General features: G+C 67.5%; 10 protein-coding genes. 9 read left to right on the top strand and 1 reads right to left on the bottom strand.

The features are described 5' to 3' along the window. Window positions 1-37 precede the first annotated feature (37 nt). The 4 genes from aptA to BRAS3809_RS30240 all read left to right on the top strand — a co-directional run bounded on the left by aptA (window position 38) and on the right by BRAS3809_RS30240 (window position 3,409). A complete protein-coding gene (aptA, locus tag BRAS3809_RS30255; RefSeq protein ID WP_008965826.1) occupies window positions 38-1,315 on the top strand; it encodes an omega-aminotransferase AptA in 1,278 nt (425 codons plus the stop codon). A 74-nt stretch (window positions 1,316-1,389) separates the two neighbouring features. Further along, the gene (gene folE, locus BRAS3809_RS30250) at window positions 1,390-2,010 is read left to right on the top strand and encodes a GTP cyclohydrolase I FolE (protein ID WP_008965825.1); all 621 of its coding nucleotides are present in this window, start codon (window positions 1,390-1,392) and stop codon (window positions 2,008-2,010) included. A 206-nt stretch (window positions 2,011-2,216) separates the two neighbouring features. Further along, window positions 2,217-2,762: a sigma-70 family RNA polymerase sigma factor gene (locus tag BRAS3809_RS30245; protein ID WP_008965824.1), complete on the top strand. Its 546-nt coding sequence runs from the start codon at window positions 2,217-2,219 to the stop codon at window positions 2,760-2,762. Next, window positions 2,759-3,409: a ChrR family anti-sigma-E factor gene (locus BRAS3809_RS30240; RefSeq protein ID WP_008965823.1), complete on the top strand. Its 651-nt coding sequence runs from the start codon at window positions 2,759-2,761 to the stop codon at window positions 3,407-3,409. Before BRAS3809_RS30245 ends, BRAS3809_RS30240 begins: the two co-directional genes overlap by 4 nt. Before the next feature lie 9 nt (window positions 3,410-3,418). On the opposite strand, the gene BRAS3809_RS36905 is transcribed toward BRAS3809_RS30240, so the two are convergent. Next, window positions 3,419-3,571: a hypothetical protein gene (locus BRAS3809_RS36905; RefSeq protein WP_170323353.1), complete on the bottom strand. Its 153-nt coding sequence runs from the start codon at window positions 3,569-3,571 to the stop codon at window positions 3,419-3,421. Here BRAS3809_RS36905 and BRAS3809_RS30235 point away from each other — a divergent pair. The 5 genes from BRAS3809_RS30235 (at window position 3,562) to BRAS3809_RS30215 (ending at window position 10,203) form a co-directional block, all read left to right on the top strand. Next, on the top strand, window positions 3,562-4,161 hold the full coding sequence (locus BRAS3809_RS30235) for an RNA polymerase sigma factor (RefSeq protein WP_008965822.1): 600 nt from the start codon (window positions 3,562-3,564) through the stop codon (window positions 4,159-4,161). The genes BRAS3809_RS36905 and BRAS3809_RS30235 overlap by 10 nt on opposite strands. Window positions 4,162-4,177: 16 nt before the next feature. Next, complete coding sequence (locus tag BRAS3809_RS30230) at window positions 4,178-5,704, top strand: cryptochrome/photolyase family protein (RefSeq protein WP_008965821.1); 1,527 nt, start codon at window positions 4,178-4,180, stop codon at window positions 5,702-5,704. 89 nt (window positions 5,705-5,793) lie between these two features. Next, a complete protein-coding gene (gene nhaD, locus BRAS3809_RS30225) occupies window positions 5,794-7,077 on the top strand; it encodes a sodium:proton antiporter NhaD (protein WP_008965820.1) in 1,284 nt (427 codons plus the stop codon). A gap of 8 nt (window positions 7,078-7,085) precedes the next feature. Further along, entirely contained in the window at window positions 7,086-9,131 is a 2,046-nt protein-coding gene (locus tag BRAS3809_RS30220; protein ID WP_008965819.1) for a PQQ-dependent sugar dehydrogenase, read from the top strand. A 178-nt stretch (window positions 9,132-9,309) separates the two neighbouring features. Continuing rightward, the gene (locus tag BRAS3809_RS30215) at window positions 9,310-10,203 is read left to right on the top strand and encodes an SMP-30/gluconolactonase/LRE family protein (protein WP_008965818.1); all 894 of its coding nucleotides are present in this window, start codon (window positions 9,310-9,312) and stop codon (window positions 10,201-10,203) included. The last annotated feature ends 470 nt before the right edge of the window (window positions 10,204-10,673 follow it).

The following is a 10,673-nucleotide window of genomic DNA, read 5'->3' as shown; positions in this document are numbered from 1 at the left end:
TTCCGCGCTCGGCGACGCCGAGCTGAACTCGTTCTGGATGCCGTTCACGCCGAACCGACAATTCAAGACCAACCCGCGCCTGTTCGTCGCCGCCGAGGGCATGCACTACGTCAAGCCGGACGGCAGCCGCGTGCTCGACGCGATGGCGGGGCTGTGGTGCGTCAACGCCGGCCACGGCCAGAAGCGCATCGTCGAGGCGATCCAGGCGCAGGCGGCGACGCTGGATTTCGTGTCGTCCTTCCAGATGAGTCATCCGGCCGCGTTCGAGCTCGCCTCGCGCATCGCCGCGATCGCGCCCGAAGGCCTCGATCACGTCTTCTTCACCAACTCCGGCTCGGAGTCCGTCGATACCGCGCTCAAGATCGCGCGTGCCTATCACCGCGCCCGCGGCCAGGGTGAGCGAATCCGCTTCATCAGCCGTGCCCGCGCCTATCACGGCATGGGCTGGGGCGGGCTCTCGGTCAGCGGCCTGTCGCGCCATCGCCGCGACTTCGGGCCATTGCTGCCGGAGATCGATCATCTGCCGCACACCCACGATCCTGAGCGCGCCGCGTTCTCGCGCGGCCAGCCGCATTGGGGCGTGCACTTCGCCGACGAGCTCGACAAATTGCTGGCGCTGCATGATCCCTCGACGGTCGCGGCTGTCATCGTCGAGCCTGTGACCGGCTCGGGCGGCGTGCTGCCGCCGCCGGTCGGCTATCTCGAGCGGCTGCGCGAGATCTGCGACCGCAACGGCATCCTGTTGATCTTCGACGAGGTCATCACCGGCTTCGGCCGGGTCGGCGCGGCGTTCGCGGCCGACGCCTTCGGCGTGACCCCCGACCTCATCACCTGCGCCAAGGGCATGACCAACGGCGCGGTGCCGATGGGCGGCGTCATCGTCCACCGCAAGATCCATGAGGCGATGATGAGCGGCCCGGCCGGCATCGAGCTGTTCCACGGCTATACGTATTCAGCGCATCCGCTCGCCTGCGCCGCCGCGCTCGCGGCTCTCGACGTCTATCAGGAGCAGGATCTGTTCGGACGTGCCCGGCGGATCGCGCCGCTGTGGGAAAAAGCGGCCCACGCGCTGCGACAGGCCCCGCATGTGATCGACATCCGCAACATCGGCCTGCTCGCGGCCATTGACCTCAAGCCGCGCGACGGCGCGCTGGGCGCCCGCGGCAGTGAGGTCGCGGCGCGCTGCTTCGAGGATGGCGTGCTGATCCGCGGCTCCAGCGACACGCTGGTGCTGTCGCCGCCCCTGATCGTGTCGGAGGAGCAGATCGAGGCGATCTTCCGCACCATCCGCGCGGCGCTCGACGCGCTCGATTGAGGCGGCGCGAATTTCCCGGGCGGGTGATCCAGCGCGCCGGAGCTTCCGTTTCCCTGCTTTCGGAGAGCCCCCAAGTGCGCAACACAGCCAAGAAACTGCCTTTCGTCTGCGACCCCGTGACGGTCACCCAGGACGACGTCGAGGACGCGATCCGCACCATCCTGACCTGGATCGGCGAGGACCCGACGCGCGAGGGCCTGTCCGAGACGCCGGCCCGCGTCGCCCGTGCCTACAAGAGCTACTTTGCGGGCTACGACCAGAACCCCGAGGACTACCTCCGCAAGACGTTCGAGGAGACCGCCGGCTACGACGAGATGGTGCTGCTGCGGAACATTCCGTTCCAGAGCCATTGCGAGCACCACATGGCGCCGATCATCGGCAGGGCCTGGGTTGGCTACGTGCCGCGCAGCCGCGTCGTCGGCATTTCCAAGCTCGCCCGGGTGGTCGAGGCCTATGCCGCCCGGCTGCAGATCCAGGAGCGGATGACGGCCGAGATCGCCAACATCATCAACGATGTGTTGCAGCCACAGGGCGTCGCGGTGGTGATCAAGGCCGCCCACCACTGCATCAGCTCGCGCGGGGTCAAGAAGCACGGCGTCGACCTCACCACCAGCCGCATGCTCGGCTGCTTCCGCACCGACCCGATGAGCCGCCAGGAGTTCCTGGCCATGGTAAATTCCGACCTCAAGGATTGAGGATCGCGAAAAAATCTGGTCTCGCTGTGATCCAGCCCGAAATCCCGTGCGTTCCCCGGTATCGACAAAGCGTGCCGGGGATCATGACCACGCGACTGAGAGCGGCTAGATTAGCGTCATGGAACGTGGCATCGTCCCGCCAGAGATTGGCGCGGGGCTCCGGTGTCCGGGCCGTGGCGAGTGCGAGCAGAGGGCCGAAGGCAACTGTGGACTGGGCGGAATTGATCGGACGAGTCGCCGCGCGCGGCGACCGCGAGGCGTTCAAGGCCCTGTTTGAGCATTTCGCGCCGCGTATCAAAGGCTTTCTGATCAAGACCGGCTGCAATCCCGACGAGGCCGAGGAAATCGCCCAGTCGACGATGGTATCCGTCTGGACCAAGGCGGGCCAGTTTGACCCGTCGACGGCCGGAGCTGCCGCCTGGATCTTCACCATCGCGCGCAACCAGCGCATCGATGCCGCCCGCAAGGCGACCCGCGAGGGCCGGCTGAGCAAGGAGATCGTCCTCGACGAGGAGGCCGACCCGACGCTCGCGGCCGACCAGATCGTCTCCCGTGTCGAGGATGCCACACGGGTGGCGGCCGCGATCGAAAGATTGTCGGTGGAGCAATCCACCGTGATCCGCCTGTCGTTCATCGAGGAACGACCCCACTCGGAAATCGCGGCAGTGCTCGGCCTGCCGCTCGGTACCGTCAAATCACGAATCAGACTGGCGATGAACCGCCTGAGAGACCTGTTGGACGACGCGACATGACGATCAGCCATCACCCGCCGGAAGACCTGCTGGCCGACTACGCCACTGGTGCGCTCGACGAGGCCGAGCGGCTCGTTGTCGGCGTCCATGTCGCCGAGTGCGGCCGATGCCGGCGCTTCGTCCGCGCCATCGAGCAGCTCGCCGGCGCCTCGCTCGCCCAGGTCGAGCCGGTCGCAATGCGCGCCGATGCATTCGATGCCGTGATGGCCCGGATCGACCGCCGCCCCCAGCCCGCTCGGCAGGTCAGCGCGATCGCAGAGATCGATCCCGAGTTGGCTGATCTGCCGGAGATGGTGAAGCGCTACAAGATCGGCAAGCGCCGCCGGGTCGCGCCGGGCATCAGCATGCGTCCCATCATGCTGTCGGGCGACGGCAAGTCGCGCGCGTTCCTGCTGCGTTCGGAGCCCGGCGCGCGGATGCTGGAACATACCCATTCCGGCAACGAGTTGACCTGCGTGCTGAAGGGCAGCTTCAGCCATCTCGGCGGTTATTATGGTCCCGGCGATTTCGATTACGGCGACGACGAGGTCGATCATCGTCCCGTCGTCGGGGACGAGGGCCCCTGTGTGTGCCTGGTGGCGATGACCGGGGACCTGCGCATGCACGGCCTGCTCGGCCGGCTGATCAGCCCCTTCGTCCGGCTCTGACGTTTCCCCCTACTCGGCGAAGTCATGATCGTTCAGATGCGCCTGCGTCTGGACGATCCGCCAGTTGCCTTCCCATAATGACGGCCGCACGCTGGCGGTGATCCGCATCTCGCTCTGCCCCGTTTCGACCAGGAAGCGGATGGAGGAGATGGATGCGGTCATCAGGCGCGGATCAGAAGAGCTACGTCGCGCATCTCAGCGGCCTGCTGGCCCGCGCCGGCCGCAACGACGAGCAGGCCTTCGCCGAGCTCCATGCCGCGACGATCGTGAAGATGCGAAAGACTGTGCGTGCCCTGCTGCCATCCTCCGCCGATCTCGACGACATCCTGCAGGACGGCTACGTGAAGGTCTGGCGGCACGCCGCGAGCTTCGATCCGGCGCGCGCCTCGCCCATCACCTGGATGTGCACGATCATGCGCAACACCGCGATCGACAGCCTGCGCGCGACCGGCGTGCCGACGTCGGAGCTCGACGAGGCGCTGGCCATCCCCGACCCCGCCGCCACCGATGCGGACGACGAGTTCGACTACGCGCAGGCGGAACCGATCGCCCGCGAGGCTCTTGAGCGGTTGCCGGAGGAGCGGCGGCGCCTGCTGGCGCTGGCCTATCTCGAGGGCGAAAGCCGGACGCGGCTGTCGGAGCGGTTCGGCGTGCCGGTCGGCACCATCAAGACCTGGCTGCATCGCAGCCTGGCCGCGGTGCGCAAGGACTGCCTGGGACATGCCCACACCGTGACCGCGGCGGCGGCCTGACCTGCTGCGGGACATCATGACGAAAGCAAGGACCGTCAGACATCTCGTCATCGTGCTGGGCGACCAGCTCGATGCGGATTCGGCTGCGTTCGACGGCTTCGATCCACAGCAGGACGTCGTGCTGCAGATGGAGGTCGCCGATGAGGCGACCTACGTGCCCCAGCACAAGATGCGCATCGCCTACTTCTTCGCCGCGATGCGCCACTTCCATGCCGATCTCGAATCGCGCGGCCGTCGTGTGCACTACGTCCGGCTGGACGATCCCGCCAACACCGGCGCGCTCGACAGCGAGATCGCGCGGCATCAGGCCGTGCTCAAGCCCGAGGCGACGATCGTTCTCGAGCCCGGCGATTTCCGTGTCCGCGAATCGCTCCGCAAGCTGCCGCAGCGGCCGGAATTCCGCCTCGACCGGCACTTCCTGTGCACGGCAGACGAGTTCGACGCCTTCACCGAGCGCCATCCGCGCCCGATCATGGAGACATTCTACCGCGCGATGCGGCGCAAGACGGGCCTGCTGCTCGACGAAGGCGGGCGGCCGATCGGCGGCAGCTGGAACTTCGACGCCGAGAACCGCAAAGGTTTCGGCAAGTCGCGCCCGCCCATTCCCGTGCCCCGCTCCTACGCGCCGGATGCGATCACGCGCGATGTCCTCAAGCTGGTCGCGGCGCGCTTCTCCAACAGCCCGGGCAGGCTCGAGCGCTTCGACCTGCCGGTGTCGCGCGTCGACGCGCTGACCGAGTTGAACGATTTCGTCAGCTGGCGGCTGTCGCTGTTCGGCACCTATCAGGACGCGATGCTGACCGACGAGCCGTTCCTGTATCACTCGCGACTGTCCGGCGCGCTGAACCTGCACATGCTGAACCCGCGCGAGGTGGTCGACGCCGCGCTCGACAGCCGCAACGCGCCTCTGAACGCGCTCGAAGGCTTCGTGCGCCAGATCATCGGCTGGCGCGAATTCGTGCGCGGCATCTATTGGCAGCGCATGCCCCGTTACGCCGACGAGAATGCGCTCGACGCCAGCCTGCCGATGCCGCGCTTCTACTGGACCGGCGAGACCGAGATGCGCTGCCTGTCGCAGGCGATCGGCCACACCATCGACCACGCCTATGCGCATCACATCGAGCGGCTGATGGTGCTCGGCCTGTTCGCGATGCTGCTCGGCGTCCGGCCCTACGAGGTGCACCTCTGGCACATGTCGATGTTCCACGACGCCATAGACTGGGTATCGCTGCCGAACACGCTCGGCATGAGCCAGCACGGCGACGGCGGCGTGGTCGGCACCAAGCCCTATGCGGCCTCGGGCCACTACATCGACCGCATGAGCGACCATTGCCGCAACTGCCGCTACGACCCGAAGCAGGCCACCGGCGACCGGGCCTGCCCGTTCACGACGCTGTATTGGAGCTTCCTCGCCAAGCACCGCCGCCGCTTCGCCAACAACGGCCGGATGCGCAACCAGTACGTCAACCTCGAGCGCCGCAGCGCCGCCGAGATCCGCGCGATCCGCAGCCAGGCCGACGCCATCACCGCCGCGATGGTCTAGTCCCCGGCTTGCTGGCCGGGCGCCGATCGGTCATATCTTGGGCAGTTCCATCCTGCCCTGCCGAGATCCATGACCGGAAGCCCCCTGGAATGACCACGGCCCTCGTCGCCGTCTTCGCCCTCGCCTATGCCGTGGTGGCGCTGGAGCATCCGTTCCGGATCAACAAGGCGGCCACCGCGCTGGTCGGCGCCGGCCTGATGTGGACAATCTATGCGCTGTCAGGTGGCGCGGCGGCACAGGTCGCAGGCGAACTCAACGACTCCGTGGCCTCGACCGCGCAGATCATCTTCTTCCTGATCGGCGCGATGACCATCGTCGAGGTCATCGACGCTCATAACGGCTTCGAGGTGGTGACATCGCTGATCGGCACGCGCAGCCAAGTCACGCTGGTGTGGCTGGTCGGCTTCGTCACCTTCTTCCTCAGCGCCATGCTCGACAACCTGACGACCGCCATCGTGATGGTGTCACTGATGCGCAAGCTCGCCGGCCGCGACGAGGACCGCCTCGTCTTTGCATCGATCATCGTCATCGCCGCCAATGCCGGCGGCGCGTGGTCGGCGATCGGCGACGTCACCACCACCATGCTGTGGATCGGCGGCCAGATCACGCCACTCGCGATCATGAAATCGGTGTTCCTCGCCTCGCTCTTGAACCTGCTGGTGCCGCTCGCCGTCGTCAGCTTCACCCTGCGCGGCCAGCAGCTCGTGCCGCCGGCGAGCGCGGGGCTCGCCTCGATCAGTCCGATCCTGCCGTTCGAACGCAACCTGATGTTCGGGCTCGGCCTCGGCGTGCTGGTCCTGGTGCCGGCATTCAAGGCCGCGACAGGGCTGCCGCCGTTCATGGGCATCCTGTTCGGCCTCGGCGTGCTGTGGCTGGTCGGTGAGATCATCCACCGCGAGAAGGCCTCCGAGCAGAAGCAGCGGCTGACGCTGGTGCATGCGCTGACCCGCATCGACATGCCTTCGATCGTGTTCTTCATCGGCATCCTGCTTTCGGTCGCAGCGCTCGAGCACACCCATGTCCTGCAGGCGCTGGCGCAATGGCTCGACCGCACGGTCGGCCGGCTCGACCTGATCGTGATCGTGCTCGGCCTCGCCAGCGCCGTGATCGACAACGTGCCGCTGGTCGCGGCCGCCATGGGCATGTACGGCCTCGGCCAGCATCCGCCGGACAGTTTTCTGTGGGAGTTCGTCGCCTATTGCGCCGGCACCGGCGGCTCGATCCTGATCATCGGCTCGGCGGCCGGCGTGGCCGCGATGGGGCTCGAGAGCATCCACTTCTTCTGGTACGTCCGCCGCATCAGCTTCATTGCGCTACTCGGCTATGTCGCCGGCGCCGCCGCCTACATCCTGCAATATCATCTGACGCATTGAGCACACCGATGAGGAAGTGGCGCATCTTGGCAGCCGTCGCAACCGCCCTGCTGGCCGGCGCCGGCGCCGGGCGCAGCGAGGACATCACGCTCAGAAGCGGCTACGCGCTCGGTCCCGCCAGCTGCGGCGAAGCCCCCCTCGCCTTTCCCCGCCTGCGCATCGACATGAAGGCCGGCTTCTGCGCCGGCCTCGTCGCCAGCCGCGACGACGGATTGAAGTTTCCCCGCGGCATCGTGCAGATCCCGGGCAAGCCGCTGTTCGTCGTCGCGGACATGGGCGGCTGGGGCCATGACGACGGCCGGCTGCTGATCCTCGATCCCGCGGCGCCCGCCGGCCAGCGCATCCGCGAGGCGATCACGCGGCTGTCCTATCCGTTCGGCCTCGCCGCCGGTCCCGACGGCCGGATCTATGCGTCGACCGACACGTCGATCTTCCGCTTCGATCCGCTCGCCGAAAATCCGAGAGCGACGATCGAAACCATCATCCGCGACCTGCCGGGACGCAGCCTGACGCTGCCCGACGGCACCCGCCTCACCGAGAGCGCGCATCCGCTGAAGGCGTTCGCCTTCGATCGCACCGGGCGGCTGTTCGTCAACATCGGCTCGCCGAGCGACAATTGCCTCTCGCCCGCGCCGATCACGCGGCCCTGCGCGGCGGCCGACGGCGCCTCGCCGCTGGCCGCGATCTGGTCGTTCACGCCGCCGGCGGGCGGCATCTTCCCGGCGCTGAAGCAAGGCGAGCCCGATCCGCCGCACCAGGTGTTCGCCCGCGGCCTGCGCAACTCGATGGCGCTGGCGCTGCATCCGCGCTTTCCCGACCCCGGCACCGCCTTCCTGCAGGGCGAGAACGCCCGCGACCTGCAGGACGCGTTCGCGCCGAACGAGGAGATCAACGCCATCGAGCAGGGCCGCCACTACGGCTGGCCCTATTGCTATGATCTCGCGACGCCGAGCCCGGAGTTCAAGCGCGTGATGCAGGCAGGTCCGTTGAAGGACTTCTGCAATTCGGCCACGCTCTACAAGCAGCCGTGGTCGCTGCTGCCGCCGCATGGCGCGCCGCTCGGCATGCTCTACTACACCGGCGAACGCTTCGATGAGCTCAAGGGCAAGCTGCTGGTCGGCCTGCACGGCTACCGTCCGACCGGCAGCCGGCTGCTCGCCTACGAGGTCGACGCGCACGGCTTCCCCAAGGTGAGCCCTGCCCCGGTGCGGTATCACGTCAGCTGCGCCGCCGAGCCGACGCGCGCGTTCCAGACGGCGTCGGGCCCTGCATCGGCCGCGGCGTTCGAGGAGATCATCAGCGGCTGGCATCGCGTCAACGGCGTCCGCCCGCAGGGCGCGCCGGTCGGCATGACCGTTGCCGATGACGGCGCGCTGTGGCTGGTCGAGGACAAGAACCAGGCCGTCATTCGTATCGACCGCTCGGCCGAAGCCGCGCCCGATCCGCTCCCCTGCGACACCAGGAGCGATGCACTGATCGACCGCCTCGTGGCCCTGGCGATGCAGGACACTGCCAGCCGCGCGCGATTGACGACGGTACGCAAGGATCTGGTCGAGACGCATTGCGGCGGCTGCCATTCCGATTTCGGCCTCAAGGCCGGACAGTCCGACAACGAGAAGGACAAGGCCGTGCTGCGCTTCCTGCTGGCGCAGGACGGCTGGATCTATCCGGGCGATCCCGACGCCGGCCGGCTGCGGCAGCGCCTGCGCGGGCTGGGCGCCGAGCGGCAGATGCCGCCGGGCGCGACCCTGATCAAGACGGAACCGGGCTACGCCAGGCTGCTTGATGTCGTCGACGACCTCGTCGCGCGCATGGTTCCGGGCAGCCGCATGCGGGTCAAGCCGGGCGGCCCGCCGCATCGCAAGTTCTTTGCCGCCGACGGCCGCGAATGCGGCGACATTCCGTTTGGCAAGGTTGTCGTGGTGACGGAGCGATCTGCCGTCAATAAGCCCGGCTTCAGCCGTTTCTTCCGGCCGGCCGACATCCACCTCAACGGCACCTGCACGGACGACAATGGCTATTACATCCAACAGCAGTTCCTGGTGCCGCTCTGACGGGTGGCGCATGAATCGCAGGGTGGGCAAAGCGACCGCCGCAGGCGGCGCGTGCCCACCAGCCGCAGGCGCCGGTAGTCGTGATGGTGGGCACCGTGCGCACGAGAGGGCGCCTCGCGGCTGGATGCGCTGCCTCGCGCCTTTGCCCACCCTACGCATGTCGCGTGTGGCTGCCGTTATGCTCCTGCTCGCAACCGCGCCTGCCCTCGCCATGCCAAAGCTGTTCGAGAGCGCGCAGCTCACGCCGTCAGGCGAATACACCTTCGGCATCGAAGGCCCGGCGGTCGATCGCGACGGCAATCTCTACGTCGTCAATCTCGGCAAGCCCGGCACGATCGGCCGCCTTGTACCAGACGCGACCTCGTCGGAAAGATTCACCGATCTCCCCGACGGCAGCATCGGCAACGCGATCCGCATCGACGCGGCCGGCACGATGTTCATCGCCGACTACAAGAAGCACAACATCTTCGCTGTCGCGCCGGGCACGACCGCACCGCAGATCATCTTCCATGCCGACGAGATGAGCCAGCCCAACGACATCACGCTGGCGCGCGACGGTGCGATCTATGCGAGCGATCCAGCCTTCAAGGCGCGCAGCGGCCGCATCTGGCGGATCACTAAGGGCCCGGACGGCACGATGCAAGGCGTGGCCATGACCGCACCCCGCGCGATGGGCACCACCAACGGCATCGATCTCAGCCCCGACGGCCGCACGCTCTATGTCGGCGAATCCAACAGCGGCGAAGTCTGGTCCTACGCGATCGAAGGTGACGCGCTGACCCGGGCGAAACTGATCGCGCGGTTCGAGCCGAACACGATCGACGGCCTGCGCACGGACATCAGCGGCCGCCTGCTAGTCGCCCGCATCCTGAAGGGCACGATCGCCGTGCTCGCGCCCGACGGCCGCGCGATCCGCGAGGTTTCCCTCAAAGCCAAGGAGCCAACCAACCTCGCCTTCGGCGGCAGCGACGGCAAGACCGTCTACGTGACCCAGCGCCAAGGCGGCTTCATCGAGTCGTTCCGGACGGATGTCGAAGGCCGCGAGCACTGCCTGCAGCGTCGCGCGTGTTGATGAAATCCACCGGGCCTTGCGGTCTCAGGACGAAGCGGGGCCGCGGCGCACCACCGCCAGCGCAACGTCCCGTGCTGCGCTTGATGGCCTGGTCGATCCACAGCATCGCCACCGGCTCGAGCGGCCGTGCATTGCGGAGCGGTCAGTTCATGGCAGCTATCCGCAAAATGCCCGTCGTGCCAGTTTGTCGCATTCCGTCGGGCAATTTGCGCCTTGCCTCGTCGGGCAAATCAGGCGGATGTTTCCGGCCATCCCGGGCTCGTGAGAGGGGCGGATCGCGATCGTCACGAACGTGGAGCCTGGGGAGCGGTGGGCGTGTGATGCTGCAGCGTGATCCGTCGCGCGGACGAACGGCATGATGCGCACGGCGAAGTCGTGATGTCCTGACACCCCGATGCTGGTGTCAACCCGGCGCCATGCGATCGCGTCCGGGGATGGTGGCCAGACAGCCCGGCGCACCAGGGAGACCG

Origin of the sequence: Bradyrhizobium sp. STM 3809, assembly GCF_000239795.1 — a bacterium.
In the GTDB taxonomy this organism is placed as follows: Bacteria; Pseudomonadota; Alphaproteobacteria; order Rhizobiales; family Xanthobacteraceae; genus Bradyrhizobium.
Note: the sequence above shows the minus strand (reverse complement) of the source record. Positions and strands in the feature narration are given on the sequence as shown.